The following is a 22378-nucleotide window of genomic DNA, read 5'->3' as shown; positions in this document are numbered from 1 at the left end:
ACCTGGCGTTTCATCGTCAACCGTATTTGCTATGTTTTATATAGCTGCTTACGCACAGCCGATAAGGGCCAGAGGCACATTTGATACATAAAGCTGCGGCCCCGGCAGGAAGCACGACAATGGCGGCATGACCGATCAACCCACAGGCGCCATGCCCCACAAGGCGCGCCACGCCTACGAAAAGCTCACGCCCGATGTGGTGCTCGATGCGCTGGCCAGCGTCGGCCTGCTCGGTGATGGCCGGCTGACCGCCCTGTCCAGCTACGAAAACCGCGTCTACCAGGTGCATCTGGAGGCACCCACCGGTACCGGTGCTGCGGCAGGCGACATGGTGGTGGTCAAGTTTTACCGGCCCGGCCGCTGGAGCGACCTGCAGATTGTCGAAGAACACGCCTTTGCCGCCGAGCTGATGGAAGCCGAAATACCGGTGGTGGGCGCCCTGGTCATCAAGGGCCAGACCCTGCACCACTTTGACGGCTTCAGCTTCAGTGTGTCGCCGCGCCGGGGCGGGCGCAGGCCCGAGCTGGAGGACTTCAGCGTGCTCGAGTGGATTGGCCGCTTCCTCGCGCGTATCCACACCGTCGGCAGCCGCGCGCCTTTTCAGCACCGGCCCGCCCTGGACCTGGAAACCTTTGGCCACGCCAGCCGAAAGGTGCTGCTGGCCGGCAACTACCTGCCGCTGGACATGGAATCGCGCTGGCTCAAGGCTTTTGAAGAAGCCATGAACGTGGCACAGGCCGTGTTTGAAAGTGTGGGCGAAATCCGCAGCCTGCGTCTGCACGGCGACTGCCACCCCGGCAATATCTTGTGGACCCCCGAAGGACTGGAAGGCGCAGGCCCGCATTTTGTCGATCTGGACGACGCGCGCAGTGGGCCCGCCGTGCAGGACCTGTGGATGCTGCTGTCTGGCGAGCGTGCGCAATGCCTGCAACAACTGGGCGCGCTGGTGGACGGGTATGAAGAATTTCGGGAGTTTCCGCGGAGCGAGCTGGCCCTGATAGAGCCGCTGCGCACCCTGCGCCTGGTGCACTACAGCGCCTGGCTGGCCCAGCGCTGGCATGACCCGATTTTTCCGATCAACTTTCCGTGGTTCGGCTCCAGCGACTACTGGAAGGGCCAGGTAGACATGCTGGAAGAACAGACCGAAGCCATGCAGGCAGCGCCGCTGGTCGCTTGATTCGGGACCGGGGGCAGGCAAGGTTGATGACAGCGACCACAACAGAACCTGCGCCGGTTCGCTCACTCTGGAAGACCTTTGCGGTCTTCCTCGGGCCACTCGTGCTGACCAACATGCTGCAGGCCTTGTCGGGCACGCTCAACAACATCTATGTCGGGCAGATGCTGGGCGTGGGCGCGCTGGCGGCGGTAGCAAGTTTTTTCCCCTTGCTGATGTTGTTCATTTCCTTTGTCATCGGCCTGGGCGCCGGGGCATCCGTTCTCATCGGCCAGGCCTGGGGCGCCAAAGAGACCGAGAAGGTCAGGGCCATTGCTGGCGCCGTGCTGGCTGCGGGATTTTTCCTCGGCGTGGTGGTCGGCCTGTTGGGCATGGTGCTGGCCGAGCCCATCATGCGTCTGCTGGGCACACCAGCGGATGTGCTGGCGCAAGCCGTGGCCTATGCCACCGTCATGATGGCCGCCCTGCCGCTGCTGTTTGTCTCCATGCTGGCTGCGGCGGTGTTGCGAGGGGTAGGGGACACCGTCACGCCCCTGCTGTCGCTGGTGGTTTCGTCAAGCATTGTTCTCGTGCTGACGCCGGCCTTGATACAGGGCTGGCTCGGCCTGCCGGCGCTGGGGGTTACCGGGGGTGCCTGGGCCACGCTGCTGTCTTCTGCCATGGCCCTGCTCTGGCTGGCCCGGTTTTTGAGGCGGCGCGAGCGCGCACTCGCGCCCGACCGGTCTTTCTGGCGGCACCTGCGCCTGAAGCCCCAGTTCCTCAAACCCGTCATTCGCCTGGGTTTTCCCACCGGCCTGTTCTTCATCACCGGATCTGTCGCGGACCTCGCGCTGCTGCGTCTGGTCAATGGCTACGGCTCCCATGCCACTGCGGCCTGGGGCGCCGTCAGCCAGGTCATGGCCTATGCGCAGTTCCCTGCGATTTCCATCGCGATTGCCGCATCAGTGTTGGCGGCCCAGGCCATAGGCGCCGGGAAATTGCAGCAGGTCGATGCCGTCACCCGCGTCGGACTGGGCATGAACATCGTTATCACCGGCGGTCTGGCCGTGGCGGTACTGGTGGCTGCGCGACCCATCATCAGCCTGTTCATCACCGCTCCGGCCGTGATCGAGCTGGCAGCAGGTTTGCTGCACATCACGGTGTGGGCGAGCCTGATCTTCGGCCTGGCCAGCGTCTTCACGTCGGTCATGCGCGCCAGCGGGACCGTGCTCGTGCCTACCCTCATCTCCCTGAGCTGCCTGGGCTTGCTGCTGTTTCCGCTGGGCTGGGCCTTCAGCCAGACTTTCGGGCTGCGCGGCATCTGGATGAGTTACCCGGCCACCTACGCGGTGGCGCTGCTGCTGCAGGCCAGCTACTTTTATGGCGTGTGGAAGAAAAAGCCAATCCGCAAAATGGTATGAGCTCGCGCTGCAAGCATCAGCGGATGCGCGGGGATGCCTGCAATTGTTCGGGCGTGGTGAAGTAGGCGGCTGTCGCCCCCCTGCGTGCGCGCGCCCGCGCCAACTCGTGCCGCGCCACGGTGCGCAGGTGTACCTCGTCGGGTCCATCCATCAGTTGCAGGGCGCGGCCCCAGCTCCAGAAATAGGCCAGCGGGGTGTCGGGCGACAGGCCCATGGCACCAAAAATCTGCATGGCGCGGTCGACCACGCGCGTCTGCAGGCGGGCCACCACCACCTTGATGCCAGCCACCTGCGCACGTAATTGCGCCGGTTCGGCCGTGCCCTGGTCGAGCGCCCAGGCGGCCTGCAGCACCAGAAGGCGCGCCTGGTCGATCTCGAGGCGCGACTCGGCAATCCACTCCTGCACATTGGAAAAGTCCGACAGGTATTTGCCGAAGGCCTGGCGCTCGAGTGTGCGCTCGCTGGCCAGCGCCAGTGCCAGCTCACACTGACCGATGCTGCGCATGCAATGGTGCACCCGCCCCGGCCCGAGGCGCGCTTGGGCCATGGCAAAACCTTCGCCCCAGCCGCCCAGCACATGGTCGTCCGGCACACGCACATCGCGCAGCAGGATCTCGCAATGCCCTTCGGCTGCGTGGTGGTGCAGCACCGCAATATTGCGCACTACCTGCACGCCGGGGGTGTCCATGGGTACCAGTACCATGCTGTGCCGGTGGTGCGCTCCGGTCGGCTCGCCCTCGCCTTGCGCTTCGTCGTTGCGGCACATCACGATCAGCAGGCGGCAGTGCGGATGCGCGGCCCCGGTGATGAACCATTTGCGGCCGTTGAGCACCAGTTGCCCGCCTTCGCGCCGCACCGTGGTCTGCAGGTTGGTGGGGTCGGACGAGGCCACGTCGGGCTCGGACATCGCGAAAGCCGAGCGTATACGCCCTTCCATCAGCGGCAGCAGCCACTGCGCGTGCTGCCGGGGCGTGGCAAAACGATTCAGAAGTTCCATATTGCCGGTGTCGGGTGCGCTGCAGTTGAATACTTCCGCCACCCAGGGCAGGCGGCCCATGATTTCTGCCAGCGGCGCGTAGTCGAGGTTGCCCAGGCAGGTGCCGGGTTCGTCCGCGCGCAGGCCGGGCAGGAACAGGTTCCACAGACCTTCTTCGCGCGCCAGGGCCTTGAGGTCTTCGAGGAAGGGCGGCGGATACACGCCCTGCTGCACCGAGTGATGCCAGGCGGCGTTGTAAGGCAGCAGATACTGCTGCATGAAGGCTTCGAGTTGCTGGCACAGGGCCTGCGCCTTGGGAGAGTGATGGAAGTCCATGAGGCATTGTGCGAGTGAGGCGGGGTGCTGTCAGAACGCAGGCGACACGGCGAAACTGCAGCGGCATCCAGCGCACGTCGGGCACCGGACCCCCTATCGGGGCAGGCCGGCAAACGTCCCATCAAGGCCCCGAGGACCAGTGCAAGTACAGGAGGGGAATGAGGGCAGTCGTTTCCCGGCGATCCAGCAATTCAGGCCACGTAGAGCAGCACGGTGATGAAGTGGCAAATGCTGCCACCCAGCACAAACAGGTGCCACAAGCCGTGACCGTGGCGCAGCTTGTGGTCGGTGGCGTAAAAACCAATGCCCAGGGTGTAACAGGCGCCGCCTGCGGCCAGCCAGGCAAAACCTGCTGGCGTCAGGGCAGTCCACAAGGGCACCACTGCCACCAGCGCCAGCCAGCCCATCAGCACATAAATGACCATGGACAGCACGCGTGCGCCTTTGGCCAGCCAGATTTCCTGCACGATACCCAGCAAGGCCAGGCTCCACACCACACCCAGCAGCAACCAGCCCCAGGCACCACGCAGCGACACCAGCGCGAAAGGCGTATAGCTGCCCGCGATCAACAGGTAGATCGAACAATGGTCAAATTTGCGCAGTACGTTTTTGGCTCGGCCGCGTACGCTGTGATAGAGCGTCGAAAAGACGTACAGCGCCACGAGCATGGCGCCGTAGATGCTGAAGCTCACAATTTTCCAGGGGTCACCGGCGAAACCCGCGGACACAATCAATGCAGACGAACCCGCCAGCGCCAGCCCCGCGCCGACGAGATGGCTGATGCTGTTGAACCGTTCGCCGTGGTACATCGTCGTCAGTCCGCCAGTGCGGATGCCACCTGGCCCAGGCCAGGCCAGCCACGCCAGTTTCCGACAAAGTCGGGTGCGGCCGTCGGCGTCTGCGACACGTCAGGGAAGTAAAGAGAGGAAGTCATGCACCCGCAAGTCAGGCAGCCCCCCGGAGGGGAGCCATCACATCGCGCGACTTTACGCCGAACGAAGGCCATGACCGCTGATCTCCGTCAACAGTTGGTCTGAACGCGAGGCCGCCCAGACAAGCCGGCTGACAACCGCCGCTTCGCCCGTCAGGCGCAAAATGGGGGCATGAAACCACCCAAGCGCCTGTTATCCCTGATCGAAGAAGGCCTGATCGACACCGTGGTGCGGCAGTTGATGAGCGGCAAGGAAGCCATGGTGTACGTAGTGCGCTGCGGGGACGAGACACGTTGCGCCAAGATCTACAAAGAGGCCGACCAGCGAAGCTTCCGGCAGGCGGTGGACTACACCGAAAACCGCAAGGTCAAAAACACGCGCCAGGCGCGTGCCATGGCCAAGGGGACCCGTTTTGGCCGGGAGGCGGCAGAGGCGGCCTGGCAAAGCGCAGAGGTCGATGCCTTGTACCGCCTCGCCGCTGCCGGCGTGCGTGTGCCCAAGCCGCACAACTTCTGCGACGGCGTGCTGCTGATGGAACTGGTCACCGATGCCAGTGGCGACGCAGCGCCCCGCCTGAACGATGTGGAATTCACACCCGAAGACGCACGTGCCCACCACGCCACCTTGCTGGGCGAGGTGGTGCGCATGCTTTGCGCCGGTGTGGTGCACGGGGACCTTTCCGAATTCAATGTGTTGCTGGCCGAAGACGGCCCGGTCATCATCGACCTGCCGCAGGCGGTGGATGCAGCGGGCAACAACCACGCCAGCCGCATGTTGCTGCGTGATGTGGCCAACCTGCGCGGCTTCTTTGGCCGCTTTGCACCAGACCTGCTGAAAAGTGACTACGGCCACGAAATCTGGGACCTGTACCAGCGCGGTGTGCTGCGGCCCGATCACGTGCTGACCGGTCAGTTTGCGCACAAGCGCGGGCCGGTGGACCTGGGCGCGGTGATGGGCGAGATCAGTGACGCGCGGGCTGAAGAAGCCGCGCGCCGCGTGCGTATGCAGTCTCTGTAAGAGGCTCTGGCCTTGCGGCTCAGCGCACCGGGTTTTCCAGGCTGCCAATGCCGTCGATTTCAACCCGCACCACATCACCTGCGCGCAGGTATCTGGGCGGCTTGAAGCCAATGCCGACACCCACCGGCGTGCCGGTGGCAATCACATCACCCGGATACAGGGTGATGCCGGCCGACAGGGTCTCTATCAATTTGGGAATGTCAAAAATCAGGTCGGCGGTTGAGGCGTTCTGGCGCTCTTCACCGTTGACATAACAGCGCACGTTTGTCTTGGTTCCGTCCAGCTCGTCGGCGCTGACCAGCCACGGCCCCATCGGGCAAAAAGTATCAAACGATTTGCCCATGTGCCACTGCTGGTGGCGGCTTTGCCAGTCGCGTGCCGTGATGTCATTGACGATGGTGTAGCCCCAGACATGGGCCATGGCGTCTGCGGCGGCTATGCCTTTGCCACCACGCCCGATGATGACCGCCAGTTCAGCCTCGTAATCAATCGCGCTGGAGACGCGGGCCGCAGGCATTGTTATCGCCGCGCCCGGTCCCACCACCGACTCCGGCACCTTGGTGAAAATGATCGGGTCGGCCGGTATGTCGCCACCCGATTTGGCACTGCTGTCAAAACCGCTGCCAGCAAACTCTTTGGCATGTGCAAAATAGTTTTTCCCGACACAGAAAATATTACGCCGCGGCCGCGGCAGAGGTGCAGTGATCTGCACGTCGCTGAGTGAAACCGCTGCCTGCAGCGCTGGCAAGGGCTCGCCGCGCGCATACATTTCAATCAGCGGCAAGGCGCCCAGTTCAGCCTGCGCCTGCGGCAAATCAAAGGGCTGGACTTGCTGAAGATCGGCCGATACAAGACCCGCGCACGACTGGCCATTTTGGCGGAATGCAACTATTTTCATGACACTTGTCTCTCTTTATTTTTGAGCGCACGCAATGGTGCCGGCCCAGGTTCTCGGAAAGGGGCTGGGCCTCATTCCTAGGGATTTCGATAGGCCCTTGCTTCGCTGCAAATGTTAGCATGCAAACCATAAAACCAGACGATATTCTGTTTGAAGACCACCGCCAACACTCCGGAGACAACCATGAAACGCAGATCCCTATGGCTTGCAGCCATGCTTATTTCCGGCACCACCTGGGTGGCCGCACAAAATGCATGGCCCACCCGTTCCATCACCATGATCGTGCCCTTTCCTCCCGGCGGGCTGGCCGATCTGGTGGCGCGCCCCGTGGCCGAGGCGATGGCGCGCGAGTTGGGCCAGCCGGTCGTGATTGAAAACAAGGCCGGAGCTGGCGGCGGCATTGGCATGGGCATGGCGGCCAAGTCAAAGCCTGACGGCTACACGGTGCTTCTGGCCCTGTCATCACTGACCGTGATCCCCGAAGCCGACGTGGTGCTGGCCCGCCAGCCGATGTTTGCGCACAACGACCTGCGCGCCATCGCGCGCTTCACCGCCGACCCGACGGTACTGGCCGTGCGCGCTGATTCACCATGGAAGACTGCAAAAGATTTTGTGGAAGACGCCAAAAAGCGCCCCGGCGCGATCAACTACGGTTCGTCCGGTAACTACGGCACCATGCATGTGCCGATGGAAATCCTGTCGCAAAACGCCGGTATCAAAATGACCCATGTACCGTTTACCGGCGCTGGCCCTGCCGTGGTGGCGCTGCTTGGCGGCCAAATTGACGCGGTATCTTCCGGCCCAGCCACGGTGCTGCAGCACGTCAAGGCGGGCAAGCTGCGGGTTCTGGCTCATTGGGGCAACAGTCCGCTGGGCGCCCTGCCGGATGCGCCCAGCCTGAAAGACGCAGGCTACAACGCCGAATACGCGCAGTGGTCTGGCCTGTTTATCCCGAAGGACACGCCAGAGCCGATTGCGCAGCGCCTGCGCGCTGCCGCCAAGGCTGCGGCGCAGGACAGCAAGGTCAAAGAGGTGATCCTGAACGCCGGCAGCCCGGTGTTGTACCAGGACTCGCCGGACTTTGAAAAATATGTGCAGGCCGATGCCAGGCGCATGGCCGAGGTGGTCAAGCGTATTGGCAAAGTTGAATAAACCTGGCTCCGCGCAGCGCTGCTCACCAGTCAAAAAGCCGCCGGGCTTCGCAGCGCCGGCGGCTTTGAGCCAGTGACAGCCTGAGCCGACTCAGGTTTTTTCAAGCAGCGCATTGACGCGCCGCACATAAGCAGCCGGATCATCCGGCAAACCGCCCTCGGCCAGCAAAGCCTGGTCGAACAGGATGTGGGCGAGGTCGTCGAAATGTTCGCTGCCTTCGAGCTTTTTCACCAGCGCGTGCTGGGCATTGATCTCCAGAATCGGCTTGACCTCAGGCGCGGCCTGGCCGGCCTGCTTGAGCATGCGCGCCAGCTGGGTGGACATGTCGCCGTCCTGCACCACCAGGCAAGCCGGTGAATCGACCAGGCGCGTTGTCGCGCGTACGTCGGCGGCCTTGTCCTTGAGTGCCTCCTTGAGCCTGTCCAGCATGGGTTTGAACTGGGTCTGCGCCTCTTCCGCAGCCTTCTTTTCGTCGTCATCCTGCAGCTTGCCCAGATCCACCGCGCCTTTGGCTACCGACTGCAGCGGTGTTCCGTCGAACTCGTGCAGATAGTTCAGCGCCCATTCGTCGACGCGGTCGGTCATGAGCAGAACTTCAATGCCCTTCTTGCGGAAGATCTCTAGCTGCGGGCTGTTTTTGCCAGCGGCCTGGGTGTCGGCGGTGATGTAATAAATCGCGTCCTGGCCTTCTTTCATGCGTGCCTTGTAGTCGGCAAAACCCACGCTGGTGGTGTCGGTGGTCGAGCTGGCAAACCGCAGCAGCTTGGCCAGCCGGTCGCGGTTGGCAAAGTCTTCGCCCAGGCCTTCCTTGAGCACCGCGCCGAACTCGGCATAAAAGGCCGCAAACTTTTCCGGCTCGTTGGCGGCCATGTCCTCGATCATGGACAAGACGCGTTTGGTGCAGCCTTCGCGAATGGCCTTGACGGCGCGGCTCTCCTGCAGCAACTCGCGCGAGACATTGAGCGGCAGGTCGGATGAGTCCACCACCCCTTTGACAAAACGCAGGTAGGTCGGCAGCAGCGCCTGCGCGTCGTCCATGATGAAGACGCGCTTGACGTAGAGCTTGATACCCGCCGCCTTGTCGCGGTTGAACAAGTCCATGGGCGCCTTGGCCGGAATGAACAGCAATTGCGTGTACTCGGTGGACCCTTCCACGCGGTTGTGTGTGCTGGCCAGCGGGGGCTGGCTGTCGTAGCTGATCTGCTTGTAAAACTCGTCGTACTGCTCTTGCGTGATGTCTTTCTTGGCCCGGGTCCACAGGGCGGCTGCCTGGTTCACGGTTTCCCAGTCGTCGCTGGTCACCATCTCGCCGGGCTGGTCGTTTTCGCCTTCCTTCCACTCTTCCTTTTTCATCAGAATCGGCAGAGAAATGTGGTCAGAATATTTGCTGATGATGCTTTTGAGCTTCCAGGTGTTGAGGTACTCGGCAGCATCGTCCTTGAGGTGCAGGATGACGCTGGAGCCACGCTGGGCGCGGTCCATCGACTCGACCTCGAACTCGCCGGTACCGGCGCTGGTCCAGCGCACACCCTCTGTGGCGGGCAACCCGGCGCGGCGGCTTTCCACCGTGATTTTGTCAGCGACGATAAAGCCTGAATAAAAGCCGACACCAAACTGGCCAATCAACTGCGCGTCGTTTTTCTGGTCGCCCGACAGCTTGGCTACAAAGTCGCGCGTGCCGCTTTTGGCAATCGTGCCGAGGTTGTCCACGGCTTCCTGCTGCGACAGTCCAATGCCGGTGTCGCTGATGGTCAGCGTTTTGGCGGCCTTGTCGAAGCTCACCCTTACCTCAAGGTTGGGTGCGTCTTCATACAGGTCGGCCTTGTTCAGCGCTTCAAAGCGCAGTTTGTCGCAGGCGTCTGATGCATTGGAGACCAGCTCGCGCAGAAAAATATCGGGGTTGGAATACAGCGAGTGGGTGACAAGGTTCAACAGCTGGGCGACTTCTGCCTGGAAGGAAAGGGTTTGCTTGCTCATGATCCGGATTCTTGAAAAAGGGAGTGGAAAAAGACAGACGCCCCTGGAGTTAGGGGCGTCGTCGTACATTTCAAGACCGGATTATCGCGTCTTCATGGCAGCGGCCCAAGGCCGCCGGAGATTACAGGCTGAGTTCGCCGCTTGGGATCTGACCCAGACGCAGAGCCTGTGCCGCCTGGGCGCGCACGATGGCGGTGGTCACATCCGACTTCAGGGGAGCGATCACTTTCGATCCCGAAGGGATATGGTTGTAGTTTTTGACCGCTGCCACAGCTTCGCTGGCGACTTCCGCGCGGGTGCGGTTGCCTTCGATCTGGATTGCAAATTGCGATGACGGCGCTGGGCTTTCCGCGCGCACACCGGTGGAGGCAATGGCGGCAAAAGTAGCGATGGCGATGAGTGCGTAAGACTTGTTCATGATGATGACCTTTTAAGTGAGTGGTTGAACCGGTTGTTCGGTTGGGTCCTGCTCTTTCGAGCTTCAACATCAACCGTGATCTCACTGTAGGTGGCGCCAATTAGGCGATCATGAGGGAAGTCTTAGCTGGCAATGAGCAAGCTTCAAACCAACGCAACGCGGGCAATCAGGCCGCTGCGGTCTTCGCGGTTGCGCAGTGTCACGCGCAAGCCGCAACGCTGCGCCGCAGCCTGCGCAATGGCCAGGCCCAGGCCGCTGCCACGCACATCACTGCCAGGGACCCGAAAGAACCGGTCAAAGACGCGGTCCAGCTGGTCTGGCGGAATGCCGGGGCCGGTGTCCATGATCTCCACCACGGGCTGGCCAGCCTCAGCGGAAAGGCGCACATCCACCACACCGCCTTCGGGGGTGTAGCGCAAGGCGTTTTCAATCAGGTTGTCCAGCACACTGCGCAGGTCTGCACCCACGCAGCGCAGCGTGAGCATGGTGGGCGCTGCGGGCGCCGCCACCAGACCGAGGTCAATGCCGCGCTGGTCCGCCAGCGAGATCAATCCGCTGATGCTTTCATGCAGCTGGGCATGTACATCCATGGCAACCGGCACTTCCTGAATTTTTGCTTCCTGGCGCGACAGCTTGAGCAACTGGTCCACCAGGCGCTGCGCCCGGCTGACACCCGCCTCCAGTTGCGCAAAACTCTGCTGGCAGGCGCCGGGCGGCATATCGCAACGCACGTTCTCCAGCTGCAGGGCCACCGCAGTGATGGGTGTGCGCAGCTCATGCGCCGCGTCTTGCACAAAACGCCGCTGCGTGGCAAAGGCGTCGCGTAAACGCGTCAGCAAGCTATTAAAAGACACCACCAGTGGCGCAATCTCGTGGGGAACACGCGTGAGCGGCAATTCAGTGATGGTGTGCTCGTCCTGCATCGCCGCCTTGCGCCCAATCGCCTGAACCTCGCGCGAGACCGCCGCAGCAACGCCCCAGAGGATCAGGATGGCGAGCGGCAACAAAATGAGCACTGGCGCAATTGCCGCGCCCGCGCGCCCAACCGCCAGGTGGCTGCGAAACTCGCCGCTCTGAAACACCTGTACCCGATGGCCGAAAGGCCCACCCGGCGGCGTGGCATAAACACGCCAGCGTTTGCCATCAGCCTGCAGGTCATGAAACCCCGCTTCTGCCAGTAGCCCGGCGCTCAGCTGTGGCCAGGAGCTGCCCTGCAAGCTACCGCTGGGGCCATACACCTGAATGACATAAGTCCCCCATTCATGAACATTCTCGCGCGACCGCACCACAGGAGCGACATTGCCCTCCTGCATGACGACCGAGTCTGCAAGCTGCTGCATCTGCTCGTCCATGAAGGTACCGACCATGTTGTTGTAGCTCCAGTAGGAGACGCACGCGGAGGCCAGTCCCACCAGCAGGAAAAGCGGTATCAGCCAGCACAGCAGCGTGCGGCGCAGCGAACACATGGGTCCGGCAGAAAACATGTGCATCAGACTTGCCCACCGATGTTTTCGACCACAGCCGGGGTGGCCGCCGCAATGCGCCAGCCGAGCCCACGCACGTTGCGGATGGTGTCGGCCCCGAGCTTCTTGCGCATGCCGTGAATCAACACATCCACCGCGTTGCTCATGACTTCTTCGCCCCATCCATAAATGCGGTTTTCAAGCTGGTCGCGCGACAGGATGGCGCCGGGCCGCTCCAGCAGCGCGTGCAGCAGCGCATACTCGCGCGCCGACAGCGCCGACTGCTCGCCGTTGACCAGCACCTCGCGGGTGGTCAGGTCCAGCTGCACCATGGCGTTACCTATCAGCGAGTGCGCGCTGCCATCGCGGCGCCGTATGACGGCGCGCATGCGTGCCAGCAGCTCGCGAAACTCATAGGGCTTGAGCAGGTAGTCGTCAGCCCCCAGGTCCAGGCCGGCGATGCGGTCGTCCAGCCCGTCGCGTGCGGTGAGCACCAGCACCGGTGTGGCATCGCCGCGTGCACGCGCCTGGCGCAACACCTCGACACCGTCGCGTTTCGGCAAACCCAGGTCCAGCAACACACAGGCATACGCGCCATCGGCCAGCGCGCTTTGCGCCAGCAAACCGTCGCGCACCCAGTCCACCGACCAGCCCTTGCTCTCAAGCGCCTGCTTCAGGCTGGCGCCAATCATGTCATCGTCTTCGACCAGCAGGACCCGCATCAGGCCTCCAGGCGCGTACGCATCGGTCCGTCCCAACGTGCCTGCTGGCGCTCAGCACGTAGCAGCAGAACGCCGGCAGACAGCAGCGCCGCGATACCGATCAGGTCCAGGACCAGCAGCGGCGTGGCAGCAAAACCCGGCGCCAGCAACGAGATGGCAACAAACCCCAGCTTGCTGAGCAAAGCCGCCGCCAGCACCGGCAGGCGGATGGCGCGCGCAAACACTGCACTGACCAGTGCAGCGGCGATCAAGGCACTGAGAAACTGCTGATGCAGCAGCGGCACCAGCGCGGCGCCGCCCGCAGGCGTGGTGTCCCAGAGCGTCATCAGCGACAGCAGTCCGACGGCCAACAGAAGGGTGCGGGCGACCCGTTCAGGCAAGGTGTCCATGGTGTATGTAAGGGGATGCAACAAAGCTGTATCTTCCGCCTGCTGAATTAGCCTTGAATTAGCAAGGGGGAACCGATCAGGCGAGCCAACGCCGGATTTGCGCATAAACCGCCGGGCTGTGCAGCAACGCGATGTGCCCGGTTTCAAAGGCAATCCACTGCGCATCTGGCGCAAAGTCAAGGGTACGCCCCGCTTCGGCATGTTGGCCCAGCGCGCTGGACAGGGGCACCAGTCCGTCGCCCAGTGTCTGTGCCAGCTTGCCATTGAGCTGCGCCGGCCCGGACAGATCGGTCGAAGCTGCGGCCAGGGTGGCCGCCAGCGCAAAACAGGCCACACCCGCTGGCAGCGCCAGCAGCGGGCGTGTATCGGGCCCGGCCTCGAAGCGGTCGCCACCCTGCCCGTGCTCCGGCAACACATGGCCGTAACGCAAATCAGTGATGCCGGCGCTGCGGATCTGACCAATTTTGGCAAAGGGCCTGGTCATGGGGTTGCTGCCCAGCACGGTATCAACCCAGTTGCCGACCTTTTCAAGCGGTGCCCCATGGTGCGGTGTACCCAGAAAAATCAGGTGCTTGAGGTGGCCCAGCCATTGTTGGCCACCCGCAGCCGCGCTGTGGCAGGCCGCACGGGCCACCAGCCCGCCCATGCTGTGGGTCAGCAGGCTCAGCATCTCTGGCTGTACCGGCCAGGCCTTGAGCAGACTCTCCAACAGCGCCGCAAACTGCCCGCCATTGACCGATGTGCGCAGGCCGGTGTTGTAGTGCAGGTAAACCGGGGTGTACCCCAACTCGCGCGCCAGCCGGTCGGCGTAGTCGTGGCCACTCTCCGGCGACGCTTCGTCCCCGCGCCACTGCAGGTCGTTCATGCACAGGCCGTGCACCAGCACCAGAATTTTGCCGGTCGCCTGCGGCAGGTGCTGTGCCAGTGCGGCTTTGTCCAGCGGCAGGCTTTGGCCCTGATGCCGCAGGCTCATGGTGATGGCCAGCGGGTTGCTGCTGTCTTGCAACTGGTCGCCCAGCACGCCGCCCAGCACCGCCAGCATGGCTTCGCGCTGGGGCGATGAAGCCGGGACCGGGGTACGCGACGCCACCTGCGAAAACACGCTGTCCACCGCGCCGCCAGCCAGTCGCGTGATGCCCTTGACGCTGCCGTACACCAGGCCGGTGATACCGTTCTTTTTGACTCCCGATGCGCCTGCCGCCCTGTCCACAAAGGCCCGCCCGGCGGCGCCAAACGGAGCCGCCACGGTTTTGTACACATTGCCCTGCACTTTTTCGGCCAGGCCAGTGATGCCCAGCGTGCCGCGCGTAGCCAGTTGCGCCAGGCCCTGCAGGTCAGACGGGTGCAGGTGGCTGCGTAAATCCGACAGCGGAGGAAAACCGGGCCAGCGCGGTGGGGGTGAACTCATGCCGCCATTGTCGCGGTCTGCGGTGGGAGCGTCCAGCACAGGGTTGATCAGGCCAGATGCACCTTAAAAACAGGCCGCAGCCCAATGGATACGTGCGCCAGCAGCTCCTGAATCAGGAGCAGATTCGGATTTAAAAGCGCTCGTGCGGCGCAAGGTAGCGCCACTGGCCCACCGGCAGATGGCCCAGGTTGACCATGCCGATGCGCACCCGCTTGAGGCCGGTGACAAACAGGCCGACCTGCTCGCACATGCGGCGAATCTGGCGTTTTTTGCCTTCCTTCAAGACAAAACGCAGTTGCTCCGGGTTTTGCCATTCGACCCTTGCTGGCCTCAGAGGCTCGCCATCCAGGCTCAGGCCATGGCACAGCAGGGCCAACTGGTCCGGCGGAAACGCGGCCTGCACATTGACCGTCTCGGCGCCGTAACTGACACGGACCAGGTATTCCTTTTCGATGTCCGAGTCCTCGCCGATCAACTGACGCGCCACGCGGCCATCCTGCGTCAGTACCAGCAAACCGATCGAATCGATGTCCAGCCGCCCGGCTGGTGCCAACCCGCGCAACTGCTCGTGGCCCCAGCGCATGCGGCTGTTGCACTCGCGCCAGCGGTTTTGCGGCTGTACCAGCACCACCGCCGGCTCATGGCCGTCTTCAGCCTGCCCGCTGACATAACCGACCGGCTTGTTGATCAGAATCGTCACCTGCTGGCGCTGGTGTTGCTCTGCTTCGCGCGCCACCTCGATGCGCGCGTTGACCGCCACCGGCTGGCCCATGACGGCGGGCGCGCCGTCGACGCGGACCCAGCCGCGCGCGATCCAGTCATCGGCCTCGCGGCGCGAGCACAGACCGAGTTCGGCCATGCGCTTGTTCAGGCGAATGGTGCTGCCGCTGGAAGGCGGGGTGCCGGGGTCGGCAGCGCGGATACGCCTGGCGCCACTCGTTGTGGTGGCGGCGGGGCTTTGGGGCGGTTTGACGGGGGGGTGTTGGGACATGAATTTACTATTAATTTTATAGCTGGCTACGCACAGAGGATAAGGGCTGGGGGCCTATTTCTCGTGAAAAATACTGGAGCGCAACGCACTCAGGTCAAGTACACGCAGGCCGCCATACTCAATCCGGATGGTCTCCTGCGCCTGCAGGCTGGCCAGCGCCTCGTTGACACGTTGTCGCGACAGGCCGACCAGGTAGGCAAGCTCTTGCTGGGTGATACGCAGGATCTCACCGACGCCCGGGTAGAGCACCGGGTTGAACAATGCCGCCAGGCTGCGCGCCACACGAACATCCGGGTTGGTCATGCGGTCAATCTCACGCGCGGCAATAAACTGGCCCAGCCGCTCATTGAGCTGGTTCATCACAAAACGGTTGAAACCTATCGAGTGATCCAGCAGCCAGTGGAAGGTATCCACCGGCAGCCCGGCCACCACACTTTTGCGCAGCGCCTGGATGTTGTAGCGGTAGGGCTCGCGCTTGAGCGCAGTCCCTTCGCCAAACCACCCGCCGGGCGGTACCCCGGTAAAGGTCATGCTCATGCCCTGGGCGTTGTCGCTGCTCATCTTGAGCAGCCCCTGCACCACACCAAACCAGTAAGTCACTGGCCTGCCGATTCGGCAGACGTAGTCGCCGGGCAGCGCGTCGCCCACAATCAGCCCCGCCTCCGCCTGCGCGCGCTCCGCAGGCAGCAGCAAAGCCAGCCAGGGAATGCCGGCCAGTTCATCGGCATCGGGTGCGCGGCGGCGCTTGTGCAGGGGAGAGTCGAGGGTCGGGGCCATGAAAAATGAACATGCAGATGCGGGAAAGTCCGGGGAGGGGTGTCCCCTAAATTGTCGTCGAAACGACAACCTAGCGTCAAATGCAAGCCTACGATCCACTTCATATCCCAGTCAGTGTCCGCACCTTGCAAGCACTGGCCCACGATGGAGACAAGAGACCGAATGTTGACCACTTTCCCCCGCTTGCTGCTTGGCCACGCCGCCGAGCGCCCCAACGCTCCGGCCATGCGCGAGAAGGAATACGGCATCTGGCAAGCGCACAGCTGGGGCGCGCTGGCGGTGGTGGTGGAACACATCGCCTGCGGCCTGCACCTGGCTGGTTTGCAGCGCGGCGAACACATGGTCGTGATTGGCGCCAACCGGCCACGCCTGTATGCCACCATGCTGGCGGCCCAGTCGCTGGGCGCGATTGCCGTACCCCTGTACCAGGACGCCGTGGGCGCCGAGTGCGTGTTTCCCATCACCAATGCCGAAGTTCGCTTCGCGATGGTCGAAGACCAGGAGCAGGTCGACAAGCTGCTGGAAATTCGCGAGCAATGCCCGCAGCTGGCCCACATTGTTTTTGACGACCCGCGTGGACTGCGCAACTACCAGGAGCCGGGACTGGTCGCGCTGGATGCGTTGATTGCAGAGGGTCAGGCTTTCGCGGCCCAGCAGCCAGGGTTTTTCAAGGCCGAGGTCGACAAGGCGCAACCCGACGATGTGGCAGCCATGTTTTTCACCTCGGGCACCACCGGCAACCCCAAAGGCGTTGTGCACACCCACAACACCCTGCTGGACCGCGCGCAGGCAGGTGCTGAATTTGACAAGCTGACTGCCGACGAGGAAGTACTGGCTTACCTGCCGCCCGCCTGGATTGGCCAGAACATCTTCAGTTATGCGCAGTGGCTGTGCTGCGGCTATGTGGTGAACTGCCCCGAAAACGCCAGCACCGTCACGATTGACCTGAAGGAAGTCGGCCCGACCTACTACTTTGCACCGCCGCGTGTGTTTGAAGGCCTGCTGACCAGCGTGATGATCCGCATGGAAGACGCGGGCGCGATCAAGCGCAACATGTTTCACTTCTTCATGCGCCTCGCCCAACGGGTGGGCTCTGACCTGATCGATGGCCGCCAGGTGGCAGCGGGCGACCGGCTGCTTTATGCGCTGGGCAAACTGCTGGTGTATGGGCCGCTGCGCAACAACCTGGGATTTTCGCGCGTGCGTGTGGCCTACACGGCTGGCGAAGCCATCGGCCCTGACCTGTTTACCTTTTACCGCTCGATTGGCGTCAACCTCAAGCAGCTTTACGGCTCGACCGAAACCGCCGTGTTTGTATGCCTGCAGCCCGACAACCAGGCCCGCGCCGATACCGTGGGGGTGCCCATCAAGGGTGTGCAGATCAAGGTAGCCGACAACGGCGAAATACTCGTCAAATCGGCCGGGCTACTGAAGGCCTACTACAAGAATCCAGCGGCTACCGCAGAAGTCTTGACCGCTGACGGCTGGTACCACACCAGCGACGCCGGTTTTCTGGACGCCAGTGGCCATTTGAAGATCATCGACCGCGTCAAGGATGTCGGGCGCATCAAGGGTGGCACCAACGATGGCGCGATGTTTGCGCCCAAATATGTTGAAAACAAACTCAAGTTCTTCCCGCACATCAAGGAAGTGGTGGCCTATGGCGATGGGCGCGAAAAAGTTTGCGTCATGCTCAACATCGACTTTGATGCGGTCGGCAACTGGGCCGAGCGGCGCAACCTGCCGTATGCGGGGTACACCGATCTGGCGCAAAAACCCGAGGTCTACCAGCTCATCAAGGAGTGCGTGGAGAAAGTCAATGCAGACCTGAGTGTCGATACGCTGCTGGCAGGCTCGCAGATCAGCCGTTTCCTGGTGTTGCACAAAGAACTGGACGCCGATGACGGCGAGCTGACCCGAACCAACAAGGTGCGCCGTGGCTTTATCGCCGACAAATACCAGCCGCTGGTCGATGCGCTGTACAGCGGCAAAGCCGAACAGTTTATTGAAACCGTGGTGAAGTTTGAAGACGGACGCAGCGGCAGCGTGAGCGCCACGCTGAAGATAACCGACACGCAGACTTTTGCACCGGTGAAGGCAGCAGCATGAACAAGAAGATCGGCGACGTCATCCTCGACGTACACAACATCAGCCTGAGTTTCGGCGGCGTCAAGGCCCTGGCCGACATATCCTTCAATGTGAAGGAGCACGAGATCCGCGCCATCATCGGCCCCAATGGCGCCGGCAAAAGCTCCATGCTCAATTGCATCAACGGGGTCTATCAGCCGCAGCAGGGCAGCATCACCTTTCGCGGCCAGACCTTCAAGCACATGAACAGCCACCAGGTGGCTGTCATGGGGGTTGCACGCACCTTCCAGAATCTGGCCTTGTTCAAGGGCATGAGCGTTCTCGACAACATCATGTCGGGCCGCAATCTGAAGATCAAAAGCAACCTGCTTCTTCAGGCGCTGCGCATAGGGCCAGCGCAGAAGGAAGAATTCCAGCACCGCGAGGCGGTGGAGAAGATCATCGATTTTCTGGAGATCCAGGCTTACCGCAAAACAGCGGTGGGCCAGCTTCCCTACGGACTGCAAAAACGGGTGGACCTTGGCCGCGCCCTGGCGATGGAACCGCAGGTCTTGCTGCTCGACGAGCCGATGGCCGGCATGAACGTCGAGGAAAAACAGGATATGTGCCGCTTCGTGCTCGACGTCAACGACGAGTTTGGCACCACCGTTGTCCTGATCGAACACGACATGGGAGTGGTGATGGACATCTCGGACCGCGTCGTGGTGCTGGACTACGGCAAAAAAATCGGCGATGGCACACCGGACGAAGTCCGCAACAACCCGGACGTGATCAAGGCTTACCTCGGAACGAGTCACTGAATATGGCACACCCCTGTTGCGGACTCGCTCCGCGTAGCCGCCTCTCCCCTTGCAGGGGACGCCGCCTGCAGCCCGGCGAAGCCGGTTCTGCGGCGGCCGCTGGAAATTGGAGCAATTGATGGCATTCTTTTTAGAGACTCTTCTGGGTGGCCTGATGGCCGGAATGTTGTATTCGCTGGTGGCGTTGGGCTTTGTGCTGATTTTCAAAGCATCGGGCGTTTTCAATTTTGCGCAAGGCGCGATGGTGTTGTTTGCAGCGCTGACCATGGCACGTTTCGCAGAATGGATTCCACAATGGACCGGTGTTGAAAACAAAATTGCAGCCAACCTGATTGCATTTGGGATCGCTGTCGTCGTCATGTTTGCCGTCGCCTGGCTGATTGAGCGGCTGGTACTGCGGCATCTGGTCAACCAGGAAGGCACCACCTTGCTCATGGCCACGCTGGGGATCGGCTACTTTCTGGATGGCATGGGGCAAACACTGTTTGGCAGCGCGATCTACAAGATTGACATCGGGATGCCCAAAGAGCCCGTTTTTGCCTTCAACTCGGTGTTTGAAGGCGGCCTGCTGATCAACAAGGAAGACCTCTACGCTGCCCTGATCGCCGCTGTGCTTGTCACGCTGCTCAGTATTTTTTTCCAGAAGACCTCTACCGGCCGTGCCTTGCGCGCGGTGGCCGATGACCACAGGCGGCGCAGAGCATTGGCATACCGCTGAACCGTATCTGGGTCATTGTCTGGTGCGTGGCCGGTGTGGTGGCGCTGGTGGCTGGCATGATCTGGGGCAGCAAGCTCGGTGTTCAGTTCTCGCTGACGACCGTGGCCCTGCGCGCACTGCCGGTAGTGATTCTCGGAGGTCTCACCTCCGTGCCCGGCGCCATCATCGGGGGACTGATCATCGGGGTGGGCGAAAAACTGTCAGAGGTTTTCCTCGGCCCTTACGTCGGTGGCGGCATCGAAATCTGGTTCGCCTATGTGCTGGCGCTGGTCTTTTTGATGTTCCGCCCCCAGGGTTTGTTTGGTGAAAAGATCATCGACCGCGTATGAAATACGCGAAGAATCAACTGGTTGATTCTCTGTCCGAAAGGACAGGGATGATCTTTCAGCGCAGACTAACTTTGCGAAGCAAAGTTAAGCGTAGCGATGTCGAAGCTAAAAAATCATTGACCGATTCTGAACTCACCCTCTACGAGAAAAAATAAATGTTCTACAGAGAAAACGGCCAGTTCAAAACCAGCTATCGCGCAGACAGCCAGATCTTTCCGATCGGGCAGGACCGCTGGGCAATCCTCGCTCTCTTTGTCATCGCGGTTGTCGGCGTCCCTCTCCTCGCCGACGAGTACCTGCTGCGGGCCATTTTTATTCCTTTTGTCATCCTCTCTCTGGCTGCGCTTGGGGTCAATATTCTGGTGGGCTACTGCGGCCAGATATCCCTGGGTTCCGGCGCTTTCATGGCGGTGGGTGCCTATGCGGCTTACAACTGTTATGTACGTATCGATGGCATGCCGCTGATTGCTGCCCTGCTGCTCGGGGGCTTCTTCGCCACCTTGCTGGGCCTGTTTTTCGGGGTGCCCAGCCTGCGCGTGAAGGGCTTGTATCTGGCGGTGACCACGCTGGCGGCACAGTTTTTCTGCGACTGGGCTTTCCTGCGTGTCAGCTGGTTTACCAACAACAGCTCGTCGGGCTCAGTCGCGGTGTCTGATCTGAGTCTGATGGGCTGGCCCATCACCTCTCCTGCCAGCAAGTACCTCTTTTGCCTGGGCTTTCTGATTGTCTTTGGGCTCATGGCCAAGAACCTGGTGCGTGGCGCTGTCGGCCGCGAATGGATGGCGATCCGCGACATGGACGTTGCCGCAGCGGTGATCGGAATCAGACCGATGTATGCCAAGCTCAGTGCCTTTGCAGTCAGCTCATTCATTGTGGGCGTGGCCGGTGGCCTGTGGGGTTTTGTGCATCTGGGCTCGTGGGAGCCGGCGGCGTTTTCGATCGACCGCTCGTTTCAGCTTCTGTTCATGGTCATCATTGGCGGCATGGGCTCGATCATGGGCAGCTTTTTTGGCGCGGCCTTTATTGTTGTTTTGCCGATTTTTCTGAACCAGTTTTTGCCTGCTCTGGGCAATCTGGTGGGAATCGATATCTCAACCGCTGCGGTCGCGCACGCAGAGATCATGATTTTCGGCGCACTCATCATCTGGTTCCTGATTGTGGAACCCCACGGTCTGGCCAAACTGTGGAGCGTAGGCAAACAAAAGATGCGCTTGTGGCCTTTCCCGCATTGACAACCGCACTCAGCGCTTGGTTTTTTCGTTCGTTAACCCACGGCATTTCTGATGCCAAATTCAAGGAGACAGGCATGAAAGTTCGCAACCTCGTTCTGGCCAGCGTGCTGGCCACACTTGGCACTGGGGCATTTGCCCAAGCCAAGGAGCAGTTTTTCCCGGTCCTGACGGGGCGCACTGGCCCGGTGGCTCCCAACGCCACGCCATGGGCCAACGGACACAACGACTACATGAAGCTGGTCAATGCACGCGGCGGCATCAATGGCGTAAAAACGCTGATTGAAGAATGCGAAACCGCCTACGCCACGGACCGCGGCGTGGAGTGTTACGAACGGCTAAAGGGCAAGCATGGCGGCGCCACAGTGTTCCAGCCACTGTCAACAGGCATTACCTTTGCTTTGACCGAAAAAGTTCCCGCCGACAAGATTCCGATGATCACCTCCGGCTATGGCCGCAGCGACTCTGCTGACGGCGGCATTTTCAAATGGAACTTTCCGCTGATTGGTCACTACTGGGTTGCCGGCGACACGGTGCTCCAGCACATCGGCAAACAGGCCGGTGGCATGGACAAACTCAAGGGCAAAAAAATCGGTGTGGGTTACCACGACAGCCCGTTCGGCAAGGAACTGCTGCCCATCCTGCAGGAGCGCGCTGCGCAATACGGCTTTACGCTTCAACTGTTGCCGATTGCCGCGCCCGGTGTGGAACAAAAAGCCACCTGGCTGCAGGTGCGAAGGGATCAGCCTGACTACGTGATTCTGCAAACCTGGGGCGTGATGACACCCACCGCCATCAAGGAAGCCCAGGCCGTCGGTTATCCGCGTGAAAAAATGTTCGGCACCTGGTGGTCTGGCGCAGAGCCTGATCTGAAAGACATCGGTCAGGGTGCCAAGGGCTACAGTGCCGTGATGATGCAGCATGGCGCCGAGCCGCAGTCGGCCGTTGTCAAGGACATCCTGGAAAAAGTGCATGCCAAAGGCCAGGGAACCGGTCCCAAGGACGAAGTGGGCAGCGTGCTGTACATGCGCGGCGTGCTGGGCGCCCTGCTGGCCACCGAAGGTGTGCGTGCAGCGCAAGAGCGCTTTGGCAAGGGCAAGGTTGTCACCGGCGAGCAGGCCCGCTGGGGTTATGAAAACCTGAACCTGACCCAGGCCAAGCTGGACGCACTCGGCTTCAAGGGC

General features: G+C 61.8%; 19 protein-coding genes and 1 pseudogene. 9 read left to right on the top strand and 11 right to left on the bottom strand.

Features of this window, described 5'->3' with window-relative positions; translation table 11 throughout:
• Positions 1 to 127 precede the first annotated feature (127 nt).
• Together Q8L50_RS09705 and Q8L50_RS09700 are read left to right on the top strand one after the other, a co-directional pair.
• The gene (locus Q8L50_RS09705; protein ID WP_305348465.1) at positions 128 to 1177 is read left to right on the top strand and encodes a serine/threonine protein kinase; all 1050 of its coding nucleotides are present in this window, start codon (positions 128 to 130) and stop codon (positions 1175 to 1177) included.
• A gap of 26 nt (positions 1178 to 1203) precedes the next feature.
• Positions 1204 to 2574: an MATE family efflux transporter gene (locus Q8L50_RS09700; protein ID WP_305348464.1), complete on the top strand. Its 1371-nt coding sequence runs from the start codon at positions 1204 to 1206 to the stop codon at positions 2572 to 2574.
• 16 nt (positions 2575 to 2590) lie between these two features.
• Here Q8L50_RS09700 and Q8L50_RS09695 read toward each other — a convergent pair whose 3' ends face one another.
• Positions 2591 to 3886, bottom strand: a complete 1296-nt coding sequence (locus Q8L50_RS09695) for an acyl-CoA dehydrogenase family protein (protein WP_305348463.1) — start codon at positions 3884 to 3886, stop codon at positions 2591 to 2593.
• Positions 3887 to 4077: 191 nt separating this feature from the next.
• Positions 4078 to 4695 carry a hemolysin III family protein gene (locus Q8L50_RS09690; RefSeq protein WP_305348462.1) on the bottom strand — a complete coding sequence of 206 codons (618 nt, stop codon included), beginning with the start codon at positions 4693 to 4695 and terminating at the stop codon, positions 4078 to 4080.
• Positions 4696 to 4989: 294 nt separating this feature from the next.
• Here Q8L50_RS09690 and Q8L50_RS09685 point away from each other — a divergent pair, with 294 nt between their 5' ends.
• Positions 4990 to 5835 (top strand): PA4780 family RIO1-like protein kinase, encoded by an 846-nt coding sequence (locus tag Q8L50_RS09685; protein ID WP_305348461.1) that lies wholly within the window; start codon positions 4990 to 4992, stop codon positions 5833 to 5835.
• Between the two features lie 19 nt (positions 5836 to 5854).
• Here Q8L50_RS09685 and Q8L50_RS09680 read toward each other — a convergent pair whose 3' ends face one another.
• Positions 5855 to 6733: a fumarylacetoacetate hydrolase family protein gene (locus tag Q8L50_RS09680; RefSeq protein ID WP_305348460.1), complete on the bottom strand. Its 879-nt coding sequence runs from the start codon at positions 6731 to 6733 to the stop codon at positions 5855 to 5857.
• Positions 6734 to 6916: 183 nt separating this feature from the next.
• Between Q8L50_RS09680 and Q8L50_RS09675 the strand changes: the two genes are divergently transcribed.
• On the top strand, positions 6917 to 7885 hold the full coding sequence (locus tag Q8L50_RS09675; RefSeq protein ID WP_305348459.1) for a tripartite tricarboxylate transporter substrate binding protein: 969 nt from the start codon (positions 6917 to 6919) through the stop codon (positions 7883 to 7885).
• Between the two features lie 90 nt (positions 7886 to 7975).
• Here the strand turns inward: Q8L50_RS09675 and htpG are convergent, their stop codons facing one another.
• From htpG to Q8L50_RS09635, 8 genes are all read right to left on the bottom strand, one after another.
• Positions 7976 to 9862, bottom strand: coding sequence for a molecular chaperone HtpG (htpG, locus tag Q8L50_RS09670; protein WP_305348458.1), 1887 nt, complete (start codon positions 9860 to 9862; stop codon positions 7976 to 7978).
• 121 nt (positions 9863 to 9983) lie between these two features.
• A complete protein-coding gene (locus tag Q8L50_RS09665) occupies positions 9984 to 10280 on the bottom strand; it encodes a DUF4148 domain-containing protein (RefSeq protein WP_305348457.1) in 297 nt (98 codons plus the stop codon).
• A gap of 143 nt (positions 10281 to 10423) precedes the next feature.
• On the bottom strand, positions 10424 to 11764 hold the full coding sequence (locus tag Q8L50_RS09660) for an ATP-binding protein (RefSeq protein WP_305348456.1): 1341 nt from the start codon (positions 11762 to 11764) through the stop codon (positions 10424 to 10426).
• Between the two features lie 5 nt (positions 11765 to 11769).
• The gene (locus Q8L50_RS09655; RefSeq protein WP_305348455.1) at positions 11770 to 12465 is read right to left on the bottom strand and encodes a response regulator transcription factor; all 696 of its coding nucleotides are present in this window, start codon (positions 12463 to 12465) and stop codon (positions 11770 to 11772) included.
• Complete coding sequence (locus Q8L50_RS09650) at positions 12465 to 12875, bottom strand: hypothetical protein (protein WP_305348454.1); 411 nt, start codon at positions 12873 to 12875, stop codon at positions 12465 to 12467. The genes Q8L50_RS09655 and Q8L50_RS09650 overlap by 1 nt, the downstream gene beginning before the upstream one ends.
• Before the next feature lie 55 nt (positions 12876 to 12930).
• On the bottom strand, positions 12931 to 14262 hold the full coding sequence (locus tag Q8L50_RS09645; RefSeq protein WP_305348453.1) for a triacylglycerol lipase: 1332 nt from the start codon (positions 14260 to 14262) through the stop codon (positions 12931 to 12933).
• 130 nt (positions 14263 to 14392) lie between these two features.
• A complete protein-coding gene (locus tag Q8L50_RS09640; protein ID WP_305348452.1) occupies positions 14393 to 15253 on the bottom strand; it encodes a pseudouridine synthase in 861 nt (286 codons plus the stop codon).
• A gap of 54 nt (positions 15254 to 15307) precedes the next feature.
• Positions 15308 to 16030, bottom strand: a complete 723-nt coding sequence (locus tag Q8L50_RS09635) for a Crp/Fnr family transcriptional regulator (protein WP_305348451.1) — start codon at positions 16028 to 16030, stop codon at positions 15308 to 15310.
• A gap of 162 nt (positions 16031 to 16192) precedes the next feature.
• On the opposite strand from Q8L50_RS09635, the gene Q8L50_RS09630 reads away from it, so the two are divergent.
• The 5 genes and pseudogenes from Q8L50_RS09630 to Q8L50_RS09610 form a co-directional block, all read left to right on the top strand.
• Entirely contained in the window at positions 16193 to 18139 is a 1947-nt protein-coding gene (locus Q8L50_RS09630) for a long-chain fatty acid--CoA ligase (RefSeq protein ID WP_305348450.1), read from the top strand.
• Positions 18136 to 18918, top strand: coding sequence for an ABC transporter ATP-binding protein (locus tag Q8L50_RS09625; protein ID WP_305348449.1), 783 nt, complete (start codon positions 18136 to 18138; stop codon positions 18916 to 18918). Before Q8L50_RS09630 ends, Q8L50_RS09625 begins: the two co-directional genes overlap by 4 nt.
• A 118-nt stretch (positions 18919 to 19036) precedes the next feature.
• Positions 19037 to 19965: pseudogene (locus tag Q8L50_RS09620) on the top strand (branched-chain amino acid ABC transporter permease).
• Positions 19966 to 20120: 155 nt separating this feature from the next.
• Positions 20121 to 21197: a branched-chain amino acid ABC transporter permease gene (locus Q8L50_RS09615; RefSeq protein WP_305348448.1), complete on the top strand. Its 1077-nt coding sequence runs from the start codon at positions 20121 to 20123 to the stop codon at positions 21195 to 21197.
• A gap of 74 nt (positions 21198 to 21271) precedes the next feature.
• Positions 21272 to 22378, top strand: a 1107-nt coding sequence (locus Q8L50_RS09610) for an ABC transporter substrate-binding protein (protein ID WP_305348447.1), incomplete at its 3' end; no start/stop codon positions are given.

The sequence above is a fragment of the Polaromonas sp. genome, assembly GCF_030680935.1.
Taxonomy (GTDB): domain Bacteria; phylum Pseudomonadota; class Gammaproteobacteria; order Burkholderiales; family Burkholderiaceae_C; genus Polaromonas.
The sequence above is the reverse complement of the archived record's forward strand: the minus strand, read 5'-3'. Positions and strand labels throughout refer to the sequence as shown.

Excerpts from the sequence above, each read along its gene's own strand:
- Q8L50_RS09705 (WP_305348465.1), top strand. The coding sequence starts at position 128 with ATGACCGATCAACCCACAGGCGCCATGCCCCACAAGGCGCGCCACGCC.
- Q8L50_RS09700 (WP_305348464.1), top strand. The coding sequence starts at position 1,204 with ATGACAGCGACCACAACAGAACCTGCGCCGGTTCGCTCACTCTGGAAG.
- Q8L50_RS09695 (WP_305348463.1), bottom strand. The coding sequence starts at position 3,886 with ATGGACTTCCATCACTCTCCCAAGGCGCAGGCCCTGTGCCAGCAACTC.
- Q8L50_RS09690 (WP_305348462.1), bottom strand. The coding sequence starts at position 4,695 with ATGTACCACGGCGAACGGTTCAACAGCATCAGCCATCTCGTCGGCGCG.
- Q8L50_RS09685 (WP_305348461.1), top strand. The coding sequence starts at position 4,990 with ATGAAACCACCCAAGCGCCTGTTATCCCTGATCGAAGAAGGCCTGATC.
- Q8L50_RS09680 (WP_305348460.1), bottom strand. The coding sequence starts at position 6,733 with ATGAAAATAGTTGCATTCCGCCAAAATGGCCAGTCGTGCGCGGGTCTT.
- Q8L50_RS09675 (WP_305348459.1), top strand. The coding sequence starts at position 6,917 with ATGAAACGCAGATCCCTATGGCTTGCAGCCATGCTTATTTCCGGCACC.
- htpG (WP_305348458.1), bottom strand. The coding sequence starts at position 9,862 with ATGAGCAAGCAAACCCTTTCCTTCCAGGCAGAAGTCGCCCAGCTGTTG.
- Q8L50_RS09665 (WP_305348457.1), bottom strand. The coding sequence starts at position 10,280 with ATGAACAAGTCTTACGCACTCATCGCCATCGCTACTTTTGCCGCCATT.
- Q8L50_RS09660 (WP_305348456.1), bottom strand. The coding sequence starts at position 11,764 with ATGTTTTCTGCCGGACCCATGTGTTCGCTGCGCCGCACGCTGCTGTGC.
- Q8L50_RS09655 (WP_305348455.1), bottom strand. The coding sequence starts at position 12,465 with ATGCGGGTCCTGCTGGTCGAAGACGATGACATGATTGGCGCCAGCCTG.
- Q8L50_RS09645 (WP_305348453.1), bottom strand. The coding sequence starts at position 14,262 with ATGAGTTCACCCCCACCGCGCTGGCCCGGTTTTCCTCCGCTGTCGGAT.
- Q8L50_RS09640 (WP_305348452.1), bottom strand. The coding sequence starts at position 15,253 with ATGTCCCAACACCCCCCCGTCAAACCGCCCCAAAGCCCCGCCGCCACC.
- Q8L50_RS09635 (WP_305348451.1), bottom strand. The coding sequence starts at position 16,030 with ATGGCCCCGACCCTCGACTCTCCCCTGCACAAGCGCCGCCGCGCACCC.
- Q8L50_RS09630 (WP_305348450.1), top strand. The coding sequence starts at position 16,193 with ATGTTGACCACTTTCCCCCGCTTGCTGCTTGGCCACGCCGCCGAGCGC.
- Q8L50_RS09625 (WP_305348449.1), top strand. The coding sequence starts at position 18,136 with ATGAACAAGAAGATCGGCGACGTCATCCTCGACGTACACAACATCAGC.
- Q8L50_RS09615 (WP_305348448.1), top strand. The coding sequence starts at position 20,121 with ATGTTCTACAGAGAAAACGGCCAGTTCAAAACCAGCTATCGCGCAGAC.